Below are 23,123 nucleotides of genomic sequence, written 5' to 3'. Positions count from 1 at the left end.
AAATGGCTGGTGGGAAACCCCACCAGCCGGACAGCCTTACTGAGCCGCCATTTCTTGCACGATCAGGTCATAGGTTGCCTGCGCGTCGATACCGGTTTCATTGACTTCGCCAATCACCTTGCTTCGAACGTCGGCCGCAATCTGATTGAACTGTTCAAGATCTTCTGCGGACGCGGCGTTGATGCTGTTGCCATCCGCCGCCTCGGTCGCCTCGCGCCCGATGGCGTCGATCTGGTCCCAGATCTTGCCGATCTCACGGCTCAACGGCTCGCCGAAGACCTTCTCTTCCAGCGCCTTCTGCAGATCTTCGGGCAGGTCGGCAAACGTATCTTCGTTCATGATGAACGCAAACGAGCCGCGATAGAGCCCGCCGGGCACTTCGTAAACGTTCTGTGCAACCTCGGTCAGCTTGAAGCCCTTGCGGGATTCAAACGGCATGACAACGCCATCCGCCGCTTTGGACGCGAGCGTTTCATAGACCTTGGGGGCTGGAACCTGAATGCCGGTTGCGCCCAGCGCCGTTCCAACGTCGCCACCCACACCACCGGGGATACGTACCTTCAGCCCCGAGACCTGATCCAGCGATGTCACCGGAGCGCTTGAATGCAGCTGCGCCGGACCGTGCGTGTGCAGCGCGATCAGCTTGACCCCGCGATGCTCGTCGGCCGCTTTCAGGTACTTCTCATAGGCGCGCCAATAGGCGACCGATGCGGCCTCGGCCGATCCTTCGTACCCGGGCAGTTCGATCATCTTTGTAGTGACGAAGCGACCCGGCTGGTAGCCGTGGAAAATGATCGAGGCATCTGCCGCGCCATCCATGATCAGGTCCATTTGCGCGGGCGGCGGTGCAAGGCCAAGTTTCAGCTCGGCGGTGACTTTACCATCCGTGGCTTCTTCGACCATTTCGGTGAATTTCGGCCACATCATTGCGTTGATGCCATGGGTCGGCGGGGCCCAGCTGGAAATGGTCAGCGTGTAATCCGCCGCCAACGCCACAGTACCCGAAACGGCCAGCGCGGCCGAGGCAAGAAGGGTACTCAACTTAGTGAACTTCATGGATCTGTCTCCTCCCAGTGAAACATGAGTTAAGAATGCGTTAATGGTCCTTTTTGTAACCATCAACGGGTTTAGAGCTTTCGGGTACCGCCGCCAACTTCCAGGACGCAGGGCTTTCGGACGCCACCAACTGCATGGCTTCCAACGTTTTTTTCCATCCCACCTCAGTCGCGTATTGCATCGGGCCGCCGCGCCAGCGTGGGAAACCATAGCCATGGATCTGAACCATATCGACGGCATCCGTGGTTTCGGCGATACCTTCCCTGACAATCAGCGCCCCTTCGTTGGCGAGAACGGCCAGAATGCGGGAGGTGATTTCCTCAGCCGAAAACTCCCGGCGTGTAATGCCCTGCTCGGCAGAATATGTTTCGATCAGCGCCTCGACCTCGGGGTCGCGGATGGGTGCGCGGTTGCAGTCTTCGTAACGATACCAGCCTTTACTGCTGCGCTGCCCAAAACGCTCCAACACGCAAAGCTGATCGGCGATGGTGACGTACCGCTCTTGCGGATCACGCGTGACCGCATTGCGTTTTCTGTTGGCCCAGGCGATCTGCAACCCGGTCAGGTCTTGCAATTCATATGGCCCCATCGGCATTCCAAAAGCGCGCATCGCGGCGTCAATCTGATACGGCATGGCACCATCGGCCAGCAGGTAATCCGCCTCGCGCCGGTACGCGGCCAGCATTCGGTTGCCGATAAATCCGTCACATATTCCCGACAGGACCGGAACCTTGCGCAACGTCTTGCCCAAAGCAAAACCTGTCGCGATCACCTCGGCACTGGTGTGAGGGGTTTGCACGATCTCAAGCAGTTTCATGACATGCGCCGGGCTGAAGAAATGCAGCCCCAAACAACGGACAGGATTTTGCACCCCTTCGAATATGTCGACAGGATCAAGATAAGACGTGTTGGTGGCCAGAATGGCGTCCGGCTTCATGTGGGCGGAAAGGTCTGCAAAAACCGCGCGCTTGACGCTCAGATCCTCGAATACCGCCTCGATCGCCAGATCCGCGTCTGCGGCGCCAGAATAATCTTCAACGGCGCTGAAGGCCGACAACCGATCCTGCATCTGTGCTTCGGTCAATCTGCCGCGCTTTACTGCCCCATTCAAAAGCTCTGAAACGCGCACCTCTGCCGCTGTCGCCGCCTCGGCATCACGTTCGATCAGGGTTACAGCAAGACCACCGTTCAGCGCGGCCGTGGCGATCCCGGCCCCCATAAGCCCGCCGCCCACCACAGCAATTCTATTAACCGCGCGGGGTGAGGCACCCTGAATTACCGATGGCTTGGTCACCGTCCGCTCCGCAAAAAAAGCATGACGCAATGCACGGCTTTCCGGGGTTTGTCTCAGCTCCAAGTGACGCGCCCGCTCTTTCGGCTGGCCTTTCGAAAATGGTTCCAGCGCCCATGACAACGCCGTCAGGTTCTCCAGCGGGGATTGCTGACCTTTGGCACGTTTTCTTAGCGCCTCTCGCGACACTTCTAAAAGATCGGGCGCTATGTCTTGCACTTTCCGCTGACTGACGGGAACAGGCCGCGCAGGAAGATCCGCGACAAACTCTCTGACCTCCAGGTCGATGTTTTCAGCGACCAGATCGACACCCCCAAGCTCTTGCAGGGCTTCGGCTGTCAGCAGCTTTCCCGAACAGGCCATGTCGATGGCAACGCCCATCCCGGCAAGGCGTGGCACCCGTTGTGTGCCTCCGGCACCGGGGATCAGCCCTACATTAACCTCGGGCAGCCCAAACCGTGTGCCCGGCGCAGCGATCCGCCAAGCACAGCCCATGGCAATCTCGAAGCCACCGCCCAACACGTTGCCATGCAACTGGGCAACAAACGGAACCGGGCTGTCCTCGATCATCTGCACAACATCAGGCAGGTGAGGTTCAACGGGCGCACTGCCGAACTCCGACATATCGCCACCGGCAATGAAGGTCGAACCGGCGCAGCGCAGAACGGCAACCCGGGCATCCTTGACGGCATCAACCGCATCCGCCAGCCCCTGGCGCACCTGCAACGACGTCGCATTCACCGGCGGATTGTTCACCGTGACCCAGGCGATGTCGCCTTCCAGATCCACTTTGACCAGCGGGGATTGCGTCATGCCGGCTCCCAGTTCGGTTCAGATTCGCAACTCGGTTATTTATTGACCAACCGTTCGGTTAATGCAATATGGAACTTGCCGGATTTCAAACACGAGGTCGCCATGAGCGATACCATTCTTGCCATAAGTCACGGGAATTGGGTCGAAATCACCCTGAATCGCCCTGACAAACTGAATTCCTTCAACGAGGAAATGCACCTTGCCCTGCGTTCCGCGCTGGAAAAAGCGCGCGACGACGGAGCGCGGGCCATCTTGCTGACCGGCGCCGGGCGCGGTTTTTGTGCAGGGCAGGATCTTGGCGACCGGGACCCTTCGAAGATGGATGGGCCGCCCGATCTTGGGCACACTGTGCGCACCTTCTACGCGCCGCTTGTTCGGCTGATCCGGTCGCTCAACTTTCCGGTCATCTGCGCGGTGAACGGTGTTGCCGCCGGCGCGGGCGCAAACCTTGCATTGGCCTGTGACATGGTCCTGGCAGGCGAGAGCGCGAAGTTCATCCAGAGCTTTTCCAAGGTGGGGCTGATACCCGATACCGGCGGAAGCTGGCACCTGCCCCGGTTGCTGGGTGAAGCGCGGGCCAAGGGCCTGGCCCTGACAGCGCAACCCCTGCCTGCCGCGCAAGCCGCCGAATGGGGGCTGATCTGGAAAGCGGTGCCGGACGATCAACTGATGTCCGAGGCCCGCGCGCTGGCTGAACAGTTCGCAAATGGCCCGACGCTGGGCTACGGGCTGACAAAAGAATGCATTCACGCCGCAGCCAAAAACACCCTTTCCGATCAGCTGGATCTGGAGGCGCAGGCCATGAAAACCTGCGGTCAGAGCGCGGACTATGCCGAGGGCGTCGCCAGCTTTCTGGAAAAGCGCAAACCGAATTTTCAGGGCAGGTAAGCATGAACGCGAAAGAACGGGCAGAAAAATCAGCGTCCGCCATGTGGGCCAACGATCAGGCAAGCAAGTGGTTCGGTATGGAAATACTTGAGGTCGATGAAGGCCGCGCCGTGCTGACACTGACCGTCGCCGCCCACCATTGCAACGGTGTGGGCATCTGCCACGGCGGCGTCAGCCACGCCCTTGCCGACAGCGCCTTTGCGTTTGCCTGCAACAGCAGAAACACCGTCACCGTGGCGCAGCATACGGTGATGAGTTATCTCGCCCCCGGACAGTTGGGCGACAGCCTGACCGCCACGGCGACGGAAATATCCCTGACCGGGCGGAGCGGCATCTACGACGTCCGCGTCACCAATCAGGACAACAAACTGATCGCCGAGTTTCGCGGCATGTCCCGCGCGATCAACGGCCAGTTGTTCAAAGAATAACTTCGCGTTTGGAGGAGACCGCGATGGAAGATCTTAGCCCCAACAAAGCTGACCTGGACCCGATTGAAATCGCATCGATCGATGAGATACGGGCTCTGCAACTGGACCGGCTGAAATGGTCGGTACGCCACGCCTATGACAACGTGCCGATGTACAGGTCGCGTTTCGATGAGGCCGGCGTTCATCCTGACGACCTGCAAAGCCTGTCTGATCTGGCAAAGTTCCCGTTCACCTACAAGAACGACCTGCGGGATAACTACCCATTCGGGCTTTTTGCTGTTCCACGCCGCGAAATCGTGCGCATTCATGCGTCTTCGGGAACCACGGGCAAGCCGACCGTTGTTGGCTATACGCAAAACGACATCGACAACTGGGCCGATCTGGTCGCCCGCTCAATCCGCGCCAGCGGGTTGCGCAAGGGTGACATGATGCATGTGGCCTATGGGTATGGCCTGTTCACCGGCGGTCTGGGCGCACATTACGGGGCCGAACGGCTTGGCTGCACGGTCATACCGATGTCGGGCGGACAGACGGAAAAGCAGGTCGGCCTGATCACCGATTTCCGTCCGGACGGGATCATGGTGACGCCGTCCTACATGCTCAACATTCTCGAACAGTTTCACAAGGCCGGGCTTGATCCGCGCGAAAGCTCACTCAAGGTTGGCATCTTTGGCGCCGAGCCATGGACCGACGCCATGCGCAAAGAGGTGGAGGCCGCCTTTGACATGCATGCGGTCGACATCTACGGCCTGTCGGAAATCATGGGGCCGGGTGTCGCCAACGAATGCGTCGAAACTAAGGACGGTCCGGTGATCTGGGAGGACCACTTCCTGCCCGAAATCATCGACCCGGAATCAGGGGAGGTTCTGCCGGACGGGGAAATGGGCGAACTGGTCTTCACCACGCTCACCAAGGAAGGCCTGCCGATGATCCGCTACCGCACCCGCGACCTGACGCGTCTGCTGCCGGGAACCGCCCGGTCGATGCGCCGGATGGCCAAGATCACCGGGCGCAGCGACGACATGATCATCCTCCGCGGCGTCAATGTCTTTCCCAGCCAGATCGAAGAACAGGTCATGGCGACCGGCGGACTGGCACCCTATTACCAGATCGAGCTTTACAAGTCGGGCCGCATGGACGCAATGCGGGTGCTGGTCGAGGCCAATCCGGATTCGACCGATGAGTTGTCCAAAACCGCGGCGGCGCGCATGCTGACCAAGCGGATCAAGGACATCGTTGGTGTTTCAACCGAGATTATTGTAGAGGACCCCGGACAGGTTGAACGCTCGCAAGGCAAAGCCAAACGGGTCGTCGACAACCGCGATAAGGAGTAGACCTTGGCCCGTACCATCGCCAAAGATCACGATCAGAAACGTGCTCAAATCCTGAAATCGGCGGCACGGGTATTTGCCAATGAAGGGTTCGACCGTGCCTCGATGTCCTTGCTGGCCAAGGAGTGCGGGATATCAAAAGCCAATATCTACCACTACTACGACAGCAAGGATGCCATCCTGTATGACATCCTTGAAACCTACCTGCGCGATCTGCGCGACAGGATTTGCGGCATCAACACGGATGGCCTGACGGCTGAACAGAAGTTGCGGGCCGCGATAAAAGAAATCCTGTTCGCCTATCAGGGCGCGGATGATGAACATCGCGTTCAGGTCAGCGGCATGTCCGCACTGCCCGACGAGCAGCAAAAGGTCCTGCGCGGCTATCAGCGGGATCTGGTCAATTTCGTCAGCGACATCCTGAAAGAACTGGCTCCGGGTGTTCTTGGAACAGACAAGAACAAGCTGCGCGCCGCGACCATGTCCGTTTTCGGCATGTTGAACTGGTATTACATGTGGAACACTGGTGCAGGGTCAAAAGCGCGCGAAGATTACTCGGACGTGGTCAGCACACTGACCCTTCACGGAATTCAGAACCTGTAGAAGGCGTGTGTCTATTGGGCCAGGACCGAGGCGCGCAACTCGTTTAGGGCCTGACTGTCCGGCACTTTGCTCAGGGCCTCCTCCAGAATGGCCAGCGTCGCCTCGCGCCCGTCGACTGCTGCGGCAATCCGGACCAGCATGACCCAGGCTTCTTCGCGTTGCGGATCCATGCGCACCACCTCGCGAAAGGCGCGTTTTGCTGCGGGAATATTTCTGAAGGTCAGCGCCATTCCACCCAGTACCAGATGGGTTTCCGGGAAGTCCGACCGCGCCCGCAGCGAGGCCCGCCACTCGGACATCGCCTGCTGCAACTTGTCCTGCTCCTGCTCCGGAAGACCGGCGGCAGGAAAATCCAGCATGGCCTTCGCAGCCTCGATCCGCACCATCCTTTCCGGGTCGTCGAGCAGTTCGTTTAGCCTGTCCGCCTGCAACCGGGGCGGCGCAGCCCTTTGAATTGCGATGGCCGTCGCCCTTATCAGCGGATCATCATGCGCCAACAGAGGTGCCATATCCTCGGCGGTAGTCTCATCCGCGACCTGAGACAACAGCCATAGGGCTGTTGCCCGGACCAGGCCCGCCTGACTGTCATCAAGCGCCAGAGAGTTCAGGTCCGGCTTGGCGCCCACTGGATCAGACCGCCCGGCCGCCAGCGTGACGCCGTAATGCGGGCGCGCTGCTGCATTCGGATGGTGTTTTTCTATCTCCGCCGCCGCCCATTCTGCCGACCGATCCGCGTGGCAGTCGGTACAGGCATCCGGTGCACCGGTTACGTCCGCCAGATCCGGCCTTGGGATACGAAAGCTGTGGTCCCTACGACCGTCTGTCCCCATATAGACACGCTCGATCATATGGCAGTTTTTGCACTGCGCACCCTCGGACCCCGCTTCATGGAAATGATGCGAAGGATCATCGTAGAGCTTTAGCGGCAAAGACGTGAAATCGGGATTGCCTGCCGGGGAATGGCATTGCGTGCAGCCGCCGTTTCCGTCTGCCTTCAATTCGGCGCTGTGGGCGTCGTGGCAATTCAGGCAAGTCACGCCCTTTGAATACATCCTGGATTGAAGAAACGACCCGTAGACATAGACCTCGTCCAAAATCTGCCCATCGGCGTGGTATAGGCCGGGGCGCAGCAATGACAGGTTGTAAGCCTCATGAAAACTGGTTCCGGGCATTGGGTTTCCCTCGCCAAACGGCTCACGTCGGGAATGGCAGGTCGCACATTGCTGTATCGCAGCCTCAGCCCCTGCCCCGGCGAAATCCATCGCAAATCCGTATCCCGCGGGCGCGGGCACCGATGAGGTTCCGGCAGATTCCGCCCAGTCGACATGCGCCGAACCGGGGCCGTGGCAGGCTTCGCATCCGACCCCCGTTTCGACCTGAACCGAAGCATAGGCCTGACGGCGTTCGTCATAGCGCTTTTCGAAACCGGTCGCATGGCACTCCGCGCAGCGGGCATTCCAGTTCTTGTATGGTCCGGTCCAGTGCAACCCGTCATCCGGCGGCAATGTCTGGTCGGGGTACAAGTGGTACCAACGACCGTTTTCGACATCCCAAACGACATCAAAGCTTTGCAATCGGCCCGGCTCGGTTTCGATCAGATACTGTTGCAGCGGCGCGACCCCGACAACGGAATGGACGGAATAGTCTTTCACCGTGCCGTCGGTCTCGGTCAGGTGAATGCGGTAGTTTCCGTTGTCGACTGAGAACTCGTATTGCACCCCGTCGTGCTCGAACCGGGTTCCGTCAAAGTCGGCCAGGACGGTATCCGGCGCGGGGCTGGTCCAGGCAAGCGCGTGATGCGACCCCATCCAGGCGTCGGTGGCATCCTGATGGCAGCCCGTACACTGCTCCGATCCGACATAGTGCTGGTCCGTGTTCTCCGACTGTATCTCTTGTCCCCTGACGGCAGCGGCAAGGTACGCCCAAGTTGCCAGAGCAAGGATCAGTACAACACCGAAATCCGAAATCCTGCCCGAGCAACCGGGCAGGTCAATGCGCCGGGGAACCGCCCAGCGAGGCTTCCAAAAACAAGTGTGCCGTCGCAATTGGAATGCTCCCCGGGCCCGTCGGATCACGCGGCGGTCTCTCCAACCACGTCTTCACCACCTTCTACACGATTGATGTCGGTGTTTGGAAAAAACTCGGACCAGACATGCCAGAACACGCCGGCCCGCAGCGTCTCGACCCTCTGCAACTGGCCCTGATCCGAAACACCCCAGAAATCGCATCGGGTCACGGGCTGGCCGCTGTCGTTGTACCAGACACCCAAACTCTCATAACGAGGGTCCAGACTGACAACGACGTCGCGCCCGCCAACCCGCGCGTTCACGATCCAGTCATTCTCGACAATGAAATCGTCGGTCCAGCAGGCCGCATCATCCCCGATTGTGATCCCCCAGACATAGGTCTTGTTCGGCAGCCGATTGTCCGAGCGGTCCATGTTGTCCATCACCGGCGCATCTTCCTGATGCTGGCGGGAAATACCCCAGCCAAAAGTGATTTCCGTCACCATGTCCAGCAGGCGCAGCAGCGGGTTCGAAGAGGGTTTGTTCAGATAAACCTCGCCGTCGGGAAAGGCCTTCTGAAACCCGCGAAACGTCATCCGATACGTGGGCCAAGGCTTCATCCGAGCTTCCGGCCGCAGGGGGCAGGCAGGTCCGTCCGCATTCGGGTCGCGATCCGCTTCGCGGAAGCCGTAGATATGCTGAATCGGCTCGCCGGTATCATTGTCACGCAGGATCAGGTTGTTGCCATGCTGGGCCAGAACCTCAAGGTTCAGCCGCTTGCCTTCGATGGCCGGCATATATCCCTGACCGAGATTGGCCATGGCACAGTAGGTCATCACGACGTCTTCGCCGCCCAGACCTTTTTCATTGCCCGCTAGATGCGGGCGCATAATCTGCGCATCCGGATGGGCGCGGGCATGCCCGTTGTTTTCGATCACGATAACCGGCGCCGTCGACCCGACGTATTTCCGCGCTTCGCTGATCGGAAAATACTGCGCAGTGTTAAGCTGGTTCCGCAAACCCAGATGTACCCAGACATAGGGAAACCCGTACAGGAATATCACCAGCAGCGCGGCGACAAACCAAAGCCAGAACGGACCGCCACCAAACAGGAAATGCGCCAGCGTCGCAACGGCAAACCCACTCAGCCCTATGCCGATGAGGCGGTATTCGTTTCGGATGAACCGCACCATATTTTCGCGCTTCACCTTCAGCAGCATCTGCGAGATGTCGCCAAGATCGCGGAAATAGACAAAGCCGATCCCAAGCGAGGCGATCAGGCCAAGAGCGAAGAGTATGTTTCCGACCATCTGCACCTCGTGATCCTGGTCCGGTTTTCGCGTTATTGCTGCGCAGAGGCGCGTTTGGTCATGAACGCATCTACGGCCTGTTGTGTTTCAGGGCGTATGTTCTCGATCCCTTCATAGGGCACACCGTAGGCAGGCGTTGTGTCGGGGAATTTCTCTTTTCTTGCCATGTGGCGCCCCAGAATCCGCGCGAACTCCTGACCGCCCCAGGCGCCGACCTCGGTCGAGACCGAGTATTCTTCGCGCGTGTCCCGGTAGAGATCGAAGAACTTCGCGAGAATCGCACTTTCCCCGGGCCCCGGCAGTTTCAGCTTAAGCTGGTCTTTCACAACGGCCTCAGGCTTGTTGACCGAATAGATGATGACATGATCGCGCCGCGCCTTGGTTTCATCGGCAAACAACAGGGCGGCCGATTGGTCCACCCCGTCAACCAGACGATCTCGTGGGATATGCTGATCGGCCCCGGCGAACCGAGAGAGCGTTGTGTAAAGATCCGAGACGTGAATGATGCTGTTCAGCAGACCATCAGCCTCGATCATACCGGGCCATCGGATGAAGGCATCGACGCGGACGCCGCCTTCGGTCGTGTCACCTTTGCCACCTGCATAGATCAACGGCGTAAAGCCGGATTGTGGAGCGTATTTTGTGAAATGTCCGTTATCGCCCATCACTACGACAACGGTGTTGTCGGTCAGCTCAAGTTCATCCAAGCGGGCAAACAGATCGCCCAGCCACTGATCCAGCAGCTGCATCTTGTCGACATAAAGTCCCCCATTCACGCTTTCCGGTCCCGATCGTCCGGCACGGGTGTTGTCCAGCGGCATCATTGGCCAGTATTGCAGGAAGAACGGCTGCTCACCCCCTGCAAGGCGGTCCAGTTCCTCCAGCGTCTTGTCCTGGAACGCCTGGTTCATCTCGTCATATTTCGCGGCATTCCAGCGTTCACCGGTCTCCATGCGGATTTCACGGATCGGGCCGCCGGTTTCACCTTCGATCACGGTCATCATTGCGGCGGCATCCGGCCGGAACCAGCCGTCCAGCGTGTACTTGTCGTCGTAATCCCGGATCGCGACCGAAACCTGTTCCCTGATCGCGTCGTCGTTGAAAATGGTCAGCTGCCCCTGCTGATGGATTGCGTGCTGGGCATAGTCAAAGCCCTGGTTCATCGCCCAGCTTTCAGCGATGTCGCCCATATGCCACTTGCCCACATGACTGGTCGCATAGCCCGCCTGTTTTAGGACCTCGGCCAGCGTGACTTCGTTCTCCGGCAGGCCAAAACCTGCGATGTCGACTGTCGTGTCGCCCATGCCCATCCGCACCGGCAACCGCCCGGTCATCTGCGCCACCCGCGTCGGCGTGCAGGAGGGTTCGGTATACATGCGTACCATTCGCATGGCCTGATCCGAGAAATCGTTGATATTCGGCGTTTCATATCCCCGCACGGCGTTCAGCTCGGGTATTCCCATGTCGCCAAAACCCATATCGTCGATCAGCACACTGACGATGTTCGGTGGGTTGCCTCCGTTGCCGTCCCGAAATGCGGCCAGAGCGTCGTTGACCGCAGCGTCATCCTGTGCCCATTGGTCTTCATGCTGGGACTGAAGAATGTAAAACTCGGCATCGTGTATGATCGGAGCATCCTGCGCAAATCCAGGCGACGCGAAAAGACCTGCCGTCAGCACCCGATAGCAAAACTGTTTCATACACTTCCCCCCAGATAGACATTTTACCGGCAGACCGCCGGGTGTTTCACATCGATACATTGCGATACTAAATGTGAACTTCCCACGTACGCAACCTTCCGGGCAAAACGTCAGGGGCGGAATCGCCTGGGCACAGCAAGCTTGGCCCGGTTTTCGGAGCCGCAACCCAAAGCCCACAATGGCACAATCTTCAGAACGGGCGATGTGCGGATCGACTAATTTCCGATGACTTGTGGTATGATATGCTCACGGGTCGGTGACCTTGATTGCCGCTGCAAAATCACCTCAATCGTACTCGAAAAATTTCAGGAATTAAGACCTGGGTAGAAGCCAACTGCGCTTGTTCGGGCGCTGCCCCGCAAGGCTTGCATATACGCGAGGGCTCGGCCATCAAGCCGTCACCGTGTCGCATTTCGACCTTGTGCATTGACAGGCGCCACTGCATTGGCCCCAGAAAACCACTCGCCGAAACGAAAAAACAAAAGCCGGATCGGCCAATGGACAACCTTGCCTATGGCCGAACCGGCATCCCTTTGCACCGTTGTCGCGTTCTAGTACGGCGCCTCAAGCGGCGTCATGCGGACATAGACGGATTTGAGCTGGCTGTAATGTTCGATCGCAGCCTTGGAGTTCTCGCGCCCGACCCCCGATTGCTTGACGCCACCAAACGGCGCTTCGACCGGCGCGTCATTGTACGAGTTGATAAAGCAGCTTCCGGCATCCAGTTGCGCGATGACCCGGTGCCCGCGTTTCAGATCGCTTGTGAACACACCGGCGGCCAGACCGAAATCGGTGGCATTGGCGCGCGTGATCACCTCTTCCTCGGTTTCGAAATCCAGCACGGCCATCACGGGACCAAAGATCTCTTCAACCGCGATCTTCATATCGTCGGTAACGTCGGCGAAAACCGCAGGCGTCATCCAGTTGCCCGGACGTTCAATCCGTTCGCCGCCACAAACCAAGCGGGCCCCTTCGGATTTCCCTGCCTCGATATAGCTTTGGGCGATCTCCAACTGACGCGCGCTGACCAGCGGGCCAAAATTGGTGGCCTCATCCTGCGGGTCACCGATGATCGCGTTGGCAAGCCGCTCCTGCAGGCGGTTCAGAAACGCGTCCTTGATGCCCTTCTGAACAAACACACGCGTCCCGTTCGAACACACCTGCCCCGAAGAATAGAAATTGCCAAGGATCGCGCCGCTGATGGCGTCCTCCAGATCGGCATCGTCAAACACGATCATCGGAGACTTGCCGCCGAGCTCCATCGTGACATGTTTCATGCCCGTAGCCGCAGCGGCATAGACCTTTCGCCCGGTGGGCACCGAACCGGTCAGCGATACCTTGTTCACCCGGGGATCAGTGACAAGGGCCGCGCCGGTTTCACCCCGCCCCTGCAGCACGTTGAACAGGCCCGGCGGCAGGCCTGCCTCGGACAGGATTTCAGCAACCTTGAGCGCGCAGAGCGGTGTTTCTTCAGAAGGCTTGAAAATCACGGCGTTGCCGCAGGCCAGTGCTGGCGCGGCCTTCCAGCAAGTAATCTGCGTTGGGTAGTTCCAGGCACCAATACCGACGCACAGTCCCAGCGGTTCGCGCCGTGTGTAAACCCAGTCTTCGCCAAGCTGTATGTGCTCGCCGGTCAGGCTGCCTGCAAGGCCACCAAAATACTCCAACGCATCTGCGCCCGATGTAGCGTCCGCAACCAGGGTTTCCTGCAACGGCTTGCCGGTATCATAGGTTTCCAGCACTGAAAGCTCATGGTTGCGTTCGCGCATGATGTCGGCGGCTCGGCGCAGGATGCGCCCGCGTTCGGTTCCGGACATGGCGGCCCAGGCTTTTTGCGCCGTCCGGGCCAGCGCGATCGTCTGATCGACGAGTTCGGGCGCGGCCTCGTGCAACCGCGCGATCACCTCCCCGGTCGCTGGATAAATCACATCAAGGGATCGACCGTTTTCATCTTCAAGATAGGCGCCATTCACGTAATGGCTGGCCTGAGGCTGCGCGATCATGTTCTGAGGTCTCCGAAACATGGCTGATGAGTAGTCCGGAACTGGTTTTCTCCGGTGGGTTTGTATTGCGAACGCATGGTTCTGAGCAGACGGGCCAGCGCGGATCGAACCGGCCATTTTAGCTGTGGGGATGACCATGATGGATTTTTATTGATCAGTCAATCAACTAACCGGATGATCCCATGCACACCGTCAGAGACCACGTTCGCAACAGGTTCCGACACCAGAATCCTATTCGTAAAACCCCCAGTTGGAGAAGAGCCCTGACCGAACGGCTGGCGCGGGCCGCCCCAGGTCCTGTCGCCGCAAAATGGGGGAATCGATAGCGGACCGATCGCCCCGGACCCAGCGCCGAAACGGGAACCCGAATTGGGGCGTTCGCAAGCACAACCCCGGCGGCAACCCAATCAGCCAGGCCAAATTGACCATCAACGCAATGTGCGCGAGCGACCCGCCCTAACAAACCCGCTGCACTGCAACCGCCCGGACAACCTCGGGATGTGCGCAACTTATCAACCTTTTACACGAGACGGGACCGGAAAACCTCTTTCTGCAAACGCTGGATCATTGACGCAGAACCGGGCTGGTGCACAGGCAAGCCGACCCTTTCGGCGTCCGGCGGACTCTGTTTAGAATTGAAAAAACCAGCCTAAAACGCTATTATGATCGCGTTTATACGAGTTATTGAATGTAGACGGCGGGCACCACTTTTTCTCCGCTCGGTGGCCTCAGAGCCATTGTTCCAAAGGATTGCGGCTTGAACTGCGGCTGGACCTGACCGAAGCATACAGCGCCCCTTCGACAGCAGGCTTTTCTGCCTCTGACGGAACGCCACCGCTTTCGGATGAAACACCAGACACGTGCCGTGGCATTAACAAGTTAATCCGTATTCTTTTGACCTGATGCTTTGACGCCCGGGCGAGCTCGCATCTGCGCAGGTATTGAAAGCAACGGTCATGAGCACTCCCCGCTCGAATCTCCGACGAGAATTTGATATGGCTCCGTGTATTACGCCGGATCCCGTACGAACCGAGGTTGTGAAATGGCACTCCTTCACAAAACAGGTGTTGAGAAGACCACAACGGATCGAACCGCCTGGATCCACCGAGGGCATATTCTGTCGCGAGACCTTTCGTCAGACACCACCCACCCTTTGCAAAGGGTCCGGCCGTGAATATGCGCGTTATGGTCGAGATTACCGCGTCTGCACATTTCGATTTGCAGGATCCCGAAGCACTGGCCACTCAGATGAGAAAGCTGGGGTTCGAACTCGACCCGGATCTGGAACCTGTCCCGATGAGCGAGACAGGCCACGGCGCACAAAGGCAGCCGACCAGCGTGATACTCAGCGGAACCATTGCCGACGCGGAAGCTCTGGACGCACTCAATCAGCGGCCGGACGTCATAAACATTTGGGGCGATACGCCAATTGCGCCTTTTGCCCCGTAGGCCGCGTTCAACCTGCTGAACCGGATTTCTTCCACCACTCAAACTCAACCAATCCCGAAATCTGTCGTGGCGACGTTCGCCGCGACCGACAACCTGCGCAACCAGTTTCCAGTTCACCAAATTTAACCCAATGGAGGTATAAAGATGGCTGCTAAAAAAACCACGCGTGGCAGGAAGTCCAACGGCGACAACGGCTCGCCCCCAAACGGGGTTCCCCAGCCCACTGACGGCAAGGGCCGGCTGAGCATACTGGTCGAAATGCGCTATACACCCGGCGGCTCCGGACCTATGGCGATGTCCTCGGCCGAAGGTTTCTCGGGGGACGGCTTCGCTGTCGACAATGAATTCGAGCCCGTCAGCATGGGCGGAACCGGAAGTGCCGAATTTGCCGCTTCGGGTCAGGCCCCTGACGAAACCTTCGTGGTGCGCGGCACCGTTGCAAGCGAAGACGAAATGGCAGCCTTGCGCAACCGCCCCGAAGTGGCCGGTGTCTGGCGCGACGTCCCAATCGACGGCTTCCCCGTCGACAACCCGTACGGGCCGCAGACAAGCGGCGGCATGGCAGCATGCCCGATCCCGCCCTGCGACTGCAGCCCCGGCACGCCAAAGGGTAACATGGCCGACGTCGCCACCTATCTGGGCGTCGATCAGGTCTGGGCGGCGGGGTTCCGTGGAAACGGAATTGTTGTCGGCGTTTTGGACAGCGGCATCACCGCGCAAGGCCGACCGGTCAAGAACGGAGAGACCTCGCGTCGAATCCCGCGCGTAATCGGCGGATGGCCGTCAGACTGGGGCACCGAATCCGGCAAATGGGGCAATCACGGCAACATGTGCGCCACTGATGTTCTTGGCATGGCGCCCGAAGCCCAGCTTTACGATCTGCGGATTGCCGGATCTGGCGGCTCGCCCGGGACGATCAGCCGGGCATTGCAGGCGTTCAACTGGTCCATCAACCAGTTCCGAAGCAATGGCACTCCGCAAGTTCTGACAAACAGTTGGGGTATTTTCCAGGAAACATGGGATACCACCTATGCCCGCAACCCCAACCACCCGTTTACCCGCAAGGTGGTCGAGGCGATCAACGAAGGCATTCTCGTGCTCTTCGCCGCCGGTAACTGCGGAGATACCTGCCCCGACAACCGTTGCGGCGCCGATAACGGCCCGGGACGCAGCATCTGGGGTGCAAATGGCCACCCGCTGGTGATGACCGTAGGCGCGGTGAACAAGAACGAAGAGTTCATAGGATACAGCAGCCGCGGACCTGCCGCTCTGGATTCGAATAAGCCTGACTTCTGTAGCATCAGCCATTTCACGGGGTATTTCACAAGTGACTCCGGCACCTCGGCTGCGACGCCGATCCTTGCGGGTGCGGTGGCGTTGCTGAAGCAATCCCAGCCCAGCGCAACGCAGGCACAGCTGAAATCCATACTGAAAGCAACGGCCAAGGATATCGGGGCCAGCGGCTTTGACCAGCATTCCGGATCCGGCATTGTCCAGATCAAGGCCGCGTATGACCGGTTGCACCGGCCTGTCCGCAGAACGATCGTCGGACCCGCATGCCCGCGCAGAACGGTGGTTGGACCCCTTTGCCCGCGCCGGACCCTGACCGGGCCGTGGTGCCCGCGTCCGACAACCGTCGGGCCGCGCTGCCCGCGCCGGACTTTGGTTGACCCATGGTGTCCGCGCCGGACCCTGGTCGGGCCGTGGTGCCCGCGTCCGACAACCGTCGGGCCACGCTGCCCGCGCCGGACCTTCACCGGACCGTGGTGTCCACGCCCGACCTTCGCCGGATGCCCACGCCCGACCCTGAGCGGGCCGAGATGTCCTCGGGTCACGCTGGTAGGCTGTCCGCGCCCGACACTGGCTGGATGTCCGCGTCCGACGCTCGCAGGCTGCCCACGTCCTACGCTGGGTTGCTTCCGCGCTGGCGACGAGGATTACTATGACAGCGGTTGGGACGACGGATACGACGACTGGGACGACGGTTACGCGATGTACGAAGACGCCTATGACGATGAATGGGTGGATGAGTACGGCGCCGAGTCCGACGCCGACTATTGGAACGACGACTACGGGTATGATGACGAGTACTAAGTCATCCTGCCGGATGTAACGACCACGCACCCTCGGGCCAACCGCCCGGGGTGTTCCTGAGGGCCTTACGACATGACCGATGCCGCCATTCGTTCGAACACAGAACCATCGCGCAGGCCGCGTGCGGAAGAACGGGTCGCTTCTGTTCTGCGCAGGTGCAACCTGATCCCCACGGCGCGGATCGTGCAACAAGGCATGCGCATCATGGCCACCCGGCGCGACCGCGCGACAACAGCCACTGTTCATCTGGGCGGAAAGGGGACGTTTCTGGTCAAATTGGGCACCCGATCCGCCAGCAACTGGAACCGGCGCGAGATAACCTGCTATCAGGCGGTACAATCGCTCAGCCCCGGCATCGCGCCCTACCTGGCGCAGTCCGATCCGGATCGAGGCATCCTGATCACCGAACTTCTGGACCCGGCCACAACCCTGCACGACTTCATGGGGCGCAACCCCTTGGATGACCCAGCCGTGCTTGATGGTCTGGCAAACGTTCTGGCCCGTCTGCATCAGGGACACGTAGATGACACGCACCTTCCCTCGGCTCGTCCCTGGATGCTGGCCGGGGATTCCGGGGGGCTGCACGAGCAGTTGCATCACCTCCTGCCCGATCCGGCTGCGCGTGCGGCGGTCATGGCCTGCATCAGCCGCGCTCAGGCGACATGGCGGGAAACTTGTCTGATCCATGGCGATCTCAAATGGGACAACTGCCTGCTGCAATCCGGCCCGGACGGCACGGTGCAAATCCGGCTGGTCGATTGGGAACTGGCGGGTCTCGGCGATCCCGCCTGGGACGTCGCAACGGCCGTGCAAGAGTACCTTCAGCTGGCGCAACTGCCCGTCAGCCCGAACAACAAGCCACTGGCCTCTCTCCCTGAAAACGAAGCCGGCCGGGCTGCGGTCCATCTGTATTCAGGCTACACGCGCGCCACCGGCACTTCAGGATCCACAAATACGGATTTCCTGAAAAAATGCAGCCTCTACACCGGTATCCGACTTGTCCAGACCACTCTCGAGTTGCAATCGATGGAAAGCCCGGACGGGACGCGCAGTCAGGTAGCCTTGGCCATGGCGCTGAGGGTGTGCCAGACTCCGAAATGGCTTGAAACCCTTCTTCGGGACGGGCCGCGAATTGGAACAGGATCGGTATAGCAATGGGTGCTGATGCGCTGGACGAGGCCTTACCTGCGGCGTTTGACGTCATTTCGCGGGTATTGGCCAGTGGATCCCTTAGGAGCGGCGATCCCGCCCCCCTGACGGATGCGCTCTATCGGGACTGGTATTGTGCAGTCGGTGAAAAACCGGGCCTGAATGCAGAAGACCGCGATCTGTGCGAGTTGCTGAGAACAGCGCACGCATCCTCGCACCGATGGGAGGAAGGGTGGCATGTCGCGAAAGTGTCCAGACGCGGCAAGGTTGCCGTAACGCGCGGACGCGAAAGGCGGGTGCTCCACGTTATCGATTGCCTGCCCGAAGATGGCTGGGGCGCACGTATTCGCCCCGGCGACACCGTTTCGGTTGTGGCCCGCCGGGATTCCGAAACCATGAACCCTGGCGATTACGTCACCTTCTCGGAACCCTGGCATGCAAACCGGCACCCGATTGTCCGGGTGTACTGGAACGCAATGCCAATAGGTGCACCTGTTCTGGTTCACGCGCTGAGTCAGGCTTTGGGCGACGCATTCCCATATTTCCTCAAGTGCCCCAGACGCCCGGCCGAATATGATCGCCGGGATGCGCTTGTCCTTTATCTGCCCCGACCAGATTTCGCAAAGGCAGCCGAGGCCATCGCCGCTACCGCCAGGCGTGCATGCGACGACCTGTGTGATCCGGTTCCCCACCTGACCAGAAAGCTTTGCCCCGGGGTCAGCGTGGCCGACGACCCGGCAGCACGGGGAGAAAGCTTTGGGTCGTCCCGATGCGCGTTGGTGGCGCGGGGTGTCCTGCGCTGCGTTGATCGAGGTATCGAACAGCCCACGGACTGGGTCAAATCCGTGCGCGCCGTATTCTCGTCCGAAGGCATCGCACCGGATCGGCCATGGGCCGAAGCTGCCGACAGCCCGGAGTACGCGTTGCCGTGAGGAAACTGGACCCATCACCCCCGCCTCCCGGCGGCGACCAGGGCCCGGCCTTTCTTGCGGTCGCCACTGCTATCGCGGATCAACTGGTGCGCGATGCTGTCCGGGACGAAGATTGCTGCACCTGGCTTGGGTATGAAATGGAATTGGTCGACGGGGAATGGCGGTCCGTTTACCAGACCATCGACGAATCCCTTTACGGCGGACTGGCCGGGGTTGCGCTGTTTCTTGCGGAGATGTGGCGGCAGACCCGCAATCCAGACTACGCCAACACCGCATCAAGCGCAGCCAACGGCGCCATGCACCTGATACGTGAACGGCGCAGCGTCACACCGCACGGATGGTACAGCGGCCTCATCGGCACTCTGAGCACCGTTCGGTCCGTGTACGACATGCTGCCAGAAACGGAGATGGCAGACGATACGAGTCTTCTGCACGAAGTTCTGACGGCGGCGCCCCCACAGGATGGCAGCTTTGACCTGATCGCCGGGCCATCGGGAACGATTGCGGGCTTGCTGACACTGCACGGCTCGGAGTCCGGCGATAATATCTTGCGCGCCTGTCACCTCAATGGCGAATGGCTGTTGGACCGAGCGCAGCCCGGACCTGGTATCGGGTTGTCCTGGCAGGAAGAAAATGCGGAAACATCACACGCCTTTCCACATTGCGGCCTTGCACACGGTGCCTCTTCCCCAGCGCTCGCGCTGCTGGAGCTTTGGGCCGCGACCCGGGACGAACGTTATCGCAAAGCCGGTTTCCGCGCCTTTGAGTACGAGCGGCAATGGTTCGATCGCCACCAATGCGGCTGGCCCGATCTGCGCGATGTCAGGGCCGATCAGGCCGGTGACCCCAAAGCGATGGTTTACCCCACCTACTGGTGTTACGGGTCGGGCGGCATCGCGTTGTCGCGACTTCGGGCCTGGCAATTGACCAGCGACAAGACAGCCCTTGCAGAAGCCAACGCCGCCATCTTCGCCTGCAAGCGACGGGCGCGGCAGGCTCTGACCACCGAACGCGCCGGTTTCGAAGAAAACGCAAGCGTTTGCCATGGCCTTGGAAGTATCGTCGAACCCCTGATCTACTCATCTCAGGTCCGCCCTGATCCCGAGGCAATAGCCCTGGCCCGCGAACTTGGTCTGGCAATGCGACCCCCTGCAAACGAGGAATGGAAATGCGGCCTGGTCGAAGGCGGTGAAACGCCAGGCCTGATGCTTGGTCTGGCGGGGATCGGGCGCATGTATCTGGGCCTCAGCGACCCGGTCCGGTTCCGGCCATCCGGCCTTGTATTGCCTGCGTCCAAGCGCGGGGATTCGGCCTGATCAACCCTTGGCGTGTTCCAGCCGGCGAATGGGAAACCGCGCGCGGATTTCCGCGTCCAGCCGATCCGGGATATGACCGGGATCGGGGGCCGCCAGTAATTCGCGGGTACGCTGCCGGGCCCGTTCCAGCAGATCCCTATCTGTCGCCGCCGCCCATTCCTGTGGCGTGCGCCGGTCCGCCATCGCCGGATAGTAATAGTCGCTTTCCATCCGGTTCAGCGTCTGATCATGCGCTAGAAAATGTCCCGGCCCTCCGACACAGACATCGCGGATGGTTTCAAGGGACAACGTGTCTTCCGAAACCTCGAACCCGCGCGTCGCGCGCATCACCGAACCGATCATGTCATTGTCGAGAACAAAGCTTTCTAGCGAACAGCCCAGAAGCGAACCATACATCCCTGCCGCCTCGTAGATCAGGTTGGCACCCGACAGCGCGGACAACAGCTCGGTACAGCCCTTTTCATATCCGGCCTGAAAATCCGGCATCTTGCTATCGGTCATCCCTGCGCTGACTGCGCAGGGAATGTCATAAAACCGCGCCATCTGTGCACAGGCCGCCATCAGCAGCCCCTGTTCCGCACTGCCGCCCGACATCGCACCGGTGCGCAGATCACTGACAAAGGGTAAGGCTCCAAAAGTGGCCGGATGACCGGGATTCAGCAGATTGACATATACCAGCCCTGCCAGCACCTCGGCGGTCTGCTGGGCAACCGCCCCGGCCAGCGGTGCGGGGCTGGTGGCGCCCGCCTGACCCGCCGAAACCAGCTTTAACGGAATGCCATGGCGCGCGGCAGTCGCGATGACTTCCAGCGCCTCTTCGGCAAAAGTCAGCGGCGGCACCACAAAACAGGTTGAGATACAAAGCGGCGGCCGTGCCCGCAGCGCTTCGGCCAGCCGCGCCATATCGTAAAGATCGCGCAAGGTCGTGTCGCGGATCTGACCGGTTTCGCTGTCGATGATATGAACCGCCGCACCCGACGTGCCGAAATGCGTTCGCGCACCTGACGGGTCCAAATCATGCTCGGGCCGCTGGCCAAACAGGTGAAACCCGCGGCCGGCGGTTTTCAGAACCCGCCGCACCATGGGCTCGGGAAACAACAGCCGCCTGTCCGTGGTCAGGGATCCACCAGCAGCACAGACCGTGTCGATGCAGTCCCGGGTCGCCCCCTTCAGCCCGATTTCCCCAAGAATACGCATCGCCGTGGTGTCGATCATCGACAGTTCCCGGGCCGAAAGTGCGGCGAACTTTCCGGCTTCGATCCCCGGCCAGATCGCCTCGGTCACGCCCATTCCCGCGCCATCCTGCCTCGCGTGCCTGCGGGCGGCGCGTCTGCCGTTGCGTTTAAGCGCAGTCATTGATCGATCCTGTCAAAAAAACTGGCAACGTTGTCCGCCTGCGGCCAGTTGAGTGCAGTCTTGTAACTGTCCTCAGGCAATCCAGTCAGACCAGAAAACTTGTCCGCCAACTGGTCAGGCGTCATTGGGTTGGATGGATGACCCAGAGGGGCGGCGCAGGTGGCCTGGACAATTTCGCCACTTGTCAGTTCAACCCTGAGCCTGTCTGGCTGATCCGGGTCATAATTCAGCGCCGGGTTTTTGGCCTGTTCTGCCTTGACGGTGGTCAAATCGATCAACCGGGCAACTTCGGGGTCGGCCCAGAACGCATCCGCGCTGTTGTGCAGCGATAGCTGTCCCTTTGCCAGAACTTGCGCAACACAGGCCTGAGCCGAAAACAGGGCTTCGGTACGCGATGCCGGGCGATCGAATGGCAGGATTTCATAATGGAAATCCGGCATGAATGCCTCGATGGCCGTAATCCCATGCACGCACCCGGCCAGTCGCGAACGGATTTCCACCGCCGCAGTCATCAGGCGGTGCGTGTATCCGCACGAGGGCCAGGGTTTCAGGATCAGCCCATAATCGGACAGAGCCCAGCCCTGCCCCAACCGCGACATGACGCCTGAGAACCGGTCCGCATCATAGGCACTCAGAAGCCCTGCAAACCCGCGTTCGTGGTCCATCACATGCGGTTGCCCCGTCAGGCACTGGGCTGCCAGCAAGGCGGCCTCAACACCGTTGCGGGCGGCCCAACCGGCCTGCAAGGGCTTGGCGTTGGACCCGAATTGCCTTGTGTAGCCCGCCGCCTGCGACACCGCAAAAGACAGGGCATGCACTGTCTGGTCCGCCGACAGCCCCAACAACCGCGAAACCGCCCCGGCGACACCGATGACACCCAGCGTGGCCGTGGAATGAAACCCACGTGCATAATGCGCCAATGACACCGCTTTACCCAATTGCATGATGATTTCGGCCCCCACGGCATAGGCCGTCATCAGGTCCTTTCCGGAAACCGGGGTCAGATGCGCGGACGCCAGCAAGGCGGGCAGCAGAACAACAGTCGGGTGGGTATTTCCCGGCTCTTCCCAGTCATCCAAATCCCAGGCATGGCCCGCGACCCCGTTTACCAGCGCGGCAACCGGGGCCGACAGGGTCTGATCCGCACCGTAAACACGGACCGGACCGGGCGCGACCAAGGCCAACGCCGCCCGTGTTTGACGCGCCACCGCACTGTTCGCGCCAGCCAGTATGCACCCGAAACAATCGACGACCGCCGGGGCAATCTGCGCCTGTACAGACGGGTCCGGGCGGGCCGCAACCGCAAATTGCGCAAGTGTTTCAATGGCCGTCACGGTGTACCCCTTTCGGCTGAGTGGACCCGGAAAGCAGCGTCATCCAAATGCTCATCCTCGCACC

Annotated in this window: 17 protein-coding genes; 9 read left to right on the top strand and 8 right to left on the bottom strand. The window is 60.2% G+C overall.

From position 1 onward, the window contains the following. Positions 1-36: 36 nt before the first annotated feature. Entirely contained in the window at positions 37-1,056 is a 1,020-nt protein-coding gene (locus tag ACR0JW_RS17190; RefSeq protein WP_170616005.1) for a TRAP transporter substrate-binding protein, read from the bottom strand. A gap of 40 nt (positions 1,057-1,096) precedes the next feature. Then, positions 1,097-3,160 (bottom strand): 3-hydroxyacyl-CoA dehydrogenase NAD-binding domain-containing protein, encoded by a 2,064-nt coding sequence (locus ACR0JW_RS17185; RefSeq protein WP_170682135.1) that lies wholly within the window; start codon positions 3,158-3,160, stop codon positions 1,097-1,099. Positions 3,161-3,262: 102 nt separating this feature from the next. Here ACR0JW_RS17185 and paaG point away from each other — a divergent pair, with 102 nt between their 5' ends. From paaG to ACR0JW_RS17165, 4 genes are read left to right on the top strand one after another with little or no spacing between them, the layout of a single operon-like run. After that, on the top strand, positions 3,263-4,048 hold the full coding sequence (gene paaG / locus ACR0JW_RS17180) for a 2-(1,2-epoxy-1,2-dihydrophenyl)acetyl-CoA isomerase PaaG (RefSeq protein WP_170682136.1): 786 nt from the start codon (positions 3,263-3,265) through the stop codon (positions 4,046-4,048). Positions 4,049-4,050: 2 nt separating this feature from the next. Then, positions 4,051-4,476, top strand: coding sequence for a hydroxyphenylacetyl-CoA thioesterase PaaI (gene paaI / locus ACR0JW_RS17175; RefSeq protein ID WP_170682137.1), 426 nt, complete (start codon positions 4,051-4,053; stop codon positions 4,474-4,476). A gap of 23 nt (positions 4,477-4,499) precedes the next feature. Further along, positions 4,500-5,810: a phenylacetate--CoA ligase PaaK gene (gene paaK / locus ACR0JW_RS17170; RefSeq protein ID WP_170682138.1), complete on the top strand. Its 1,311-nt coding sequence runs from the start codon at positions 4,500-4,502 to the stop codon at positions 5,808-5,810. Between the two features lie 3 nt (positions 5,811-5,813). Further along, on the top strand, positions 5,814-6,410 hold the full coding sequence (locus ACR0JW_RS17165) for a TetR/AcrR family transcriptional regulator (protein ID WP_170682139.1): 597 nt from the start codon (positions 5,814-5,816) through the stop codon (positions 6,408-6,410). An 11-nt stretch (positions 6,411-6,421) separates the two neighbouring features. Here ACR0JW_RS17165 and ACR0JW_RS17160 read toward each other — a convergent pair whose 3' ends face one another. From ACR0JW_RS17160 to betB, 4 genes are all read right to left on the bottom strand, one after another. Then, the gene (locus ACR0JW_RS17160; RefSeq protein WP_480714243.1) at positions 6,422-8,455 is read right to left on the bottom strand and encodes a cytochrome c3 family protein; all 2,034 of its coding nucleotides are present in this window, start codon (positions 8,453-8,455) and stop codon (positions 6,422-6,424) included. A 26-nt stretch (positions 8,456-8,481) separates the two neighbouring features. Beyond that, positions 8,482-9,726: a DUF3179 domain-containing (seleno)protein gene (locus ACR0JW_RS17155; RefSeq protein WP_170682140.1), complete on the bottom strand. Its 1,245-nt coding sequence runs from the start codon at positions 9,724-9,726 to the stop codon at positions 8,482-8,484. A 32-nt stretch (positions 9,727-9,758) separates the two neighbouring features. Next, positions 9,759-11,426: a sulfatase-like hydrolase/transferase gene (locus ACR0JW_RS17150; RefSeq protein WP_170682141.1), complete on the bottom strand. Its 1,668-nt coding sequence runs from the start codon at positions 11,424-11,426 to the stop codon at positions 9,759-9,761. 551 nt (positions 11,427-11,977) lie between these two features. Then, positions 11,978-13,429, bottom strand: coding sequence for a betaine-aldehyde dehydrogenase (gene betB / locus ACR0JW_RS17145; RefSeq protein ID WP_170682242.1), 1,452 nt, complete (start codon positions 13,427-13,429; stop codon positions 11,978-11,980). A gap of 1,170 nt (positions 13,430-14,599) precedes the next feature. On the opposite strand from betB, the gene ACR0JW_RS17140 reads away from it, so the two are divergent. The 5 genes from ACR0JW_RS17140 to ACR0JW_RS17120 all read left to right on the top strand — a co-directional run bounded on the left by ACR0JW_RS17140 (position 14,600) and on the right by ACR0JW_RS17120 (position 20,369). Continuing rightward, on the top strand, positions 14,600-14,878 hold the full coding sequence (locus tag ACR0JW_RS17140; RefSeq protein ID WP_170682142.1) for a hypothetical protein: 279 nt from the start codon (positions 14,600-14,602) through the stop codon (positions 14,876-14,878). Positions 14,879-15,022: 144 nt separating this feature from the next. After that, positions 15,023-16,972, top strand: coding sequence for a S8 family peptidase (locus tag ACR0JW_RS17135; RefSeq protein WP_480714242.1), 1,950 nt, complete (start codon positions 15,023-15,025; stop codon positions 16,970-16,972). Positions 16,973-17,044: 72 nt separating this feature from the next. Next, a complete protein-coding gene (locus ACR0JW_RS17130) occupies positions 17,045-18,124 on the top strand; it encodes a phosphotransferase (RefSeq protein ID WP_170682143.1) in 1,080 nt (359 codons plus the stop codon). A 2-nt stretch (positions 18,125-18,126) separates the two neighbouring features. After that, a complete protein-coding gene (locus tag ACR0JW_RS17125; RefSeq protein WP_170682144.1) occupies positions 18,127-19,053 on the top strand; it encodes a T3SS effector HopA1 family protein in 927 nt (308 codons plus the stop codon). Then, positions 19,050-20,369, top strand: a complete 1,320-nt coding sequence (locus ACR0JW_RS17120) for a lanthionine synthetase LanC family protein (RefSeq protein WP_170682145.1) — start codon at positions 19,050-19,052, stop codon at positions 20,367-20,369. Before ACR0JW_RS17125 ends, ACR0JW_RS17120 begins: the two co-directional genes overlap by 4 nt. Here ACR0JW_RS17120 and ACR0JW_RS17115 read toward each other — a convergent pair whose 3' ends face one another. Together ACR0JW_RS17115 and ACR0JW_RS17110 are read right to left on the bottom strand one after the other, a co-directional pair. Then, entirely contained in the window at positions 20,370-21,725 is a 1,356-nt protein-coding gene (locus tag ACR0JW_RS17115; protein WP_170682146.1) for a trimethylamine methyltransferase family protein, read from the bottom strand. Then, entirely contained in the window at positions 21,722-23,059 is a 1,338-nt protein-coding gene (locus ACR0JW_RS17110) for an MmgE/PrpD family protein (protein ID WP_170682147.1), read from the bottom strand. Before ACR0JW_RS17110 ends, ACR0JW_RS17115 begins: the two co-directional genes overlap by 4 nt. Positions 23,060-23,123 lie beyond the last annotated feature (64 nt).

It is taken from the genome of Ruegeria sp. BG6 (genome assembly GCF_056538465.1).
Note: the sequence above shows the minus strand (reverse complement) of the source record. Positions and strands in the feature narration are given on the sequence as shown.

Excerpts from the sequence above, each read along its gene's own strand:
- ACR0JW_RS17135 (WP_480714242.1), top strand. The coding sequence starts at position 15,023 with ATGGCTGCTAAAAAAACCACGCGTGGCAGGAAGTCCAACGGCGACAAC.
- ACR0JW_RS17115 (WP_170682146.1), bottom strand. The coding sequence starts at position 21,725 with ATGACTGCGCTTAAACGCAACGGCAGACGCGCCGCCCGCAGGCACGCG.
- ACR0JW_RS17130 (WP_170682143.1), top strand. The coding sequence starts at position 17,045 with ATGACCGATGCCGCCATTCGTTCGAACACAGAACCATCGCGCAGGCCG.
- paaK (WP_170682138.1), top strand. The coding sequence starts at position 4,500 with ATGGAAGATCTTAGCCCCAACAAAGCTGACCTGGACCCGATTGAAATC.
- ACR0JW_RS17155 (WP_170682140.1), bottom strand. The coding sequence starts at position 9,726 with ATGGTCGGAAACATACTCTTCGCTCTTGGCCTGATCGCCTCGCTTGGG.
- betB (WP_170682242.1), bottom strand. The coding sequence starts at position 13,429 with ATGATCGCGCAGCCTCAGGCCAGCCATTACGTGAATGGCGCCTATCTT.
- ACR0JW_RS17185 (WP_170682135.1), bottom strand. The coding sequence starts at position 3,160 with ATGACGCAATCCCCGCTGGTCAAAGTGGATCTGGAAGGCGACATCGCC.
- ACR0JW_RS17125 (WP_170682144.1), top strand. The coding sequence starts at position 18,127 with ATGGGTGCTGATGCGCTGGACGAGGCCTTACCTGCGGCGTTTGACGTC.
- paaG (WP_170682136.1), top strand. The coding sequence starts at position 3,263 with ATGAGCGATACCATTCTTGCCATAAGTCACGGGAATTGGGTCGAAATC.
- ACR0JW_RS17190 (WP_170616005.1), bottom strand. The coding sequence starts at position 1,056 with ATGAAGTTCACTAAGTTGAGTACCCTTCTTGCCTCGGCCGCGCTGGCC.
- paaI (WP_170682137.1), top strand. The coding sequence starts at position 4,051 with ATGAACGCGAAAGAACGGGCAGAAAAATCAGCGTCCGCCATGTGGGCC.
- ACR0JW_RS17150 (WP_170682141.1), bottom strand. The coding sequence starts at position 11,426 with ATGAAACAGTTTTGCTATCGGGTGCTGACGGCAGGTCTTTTCGCGTCG.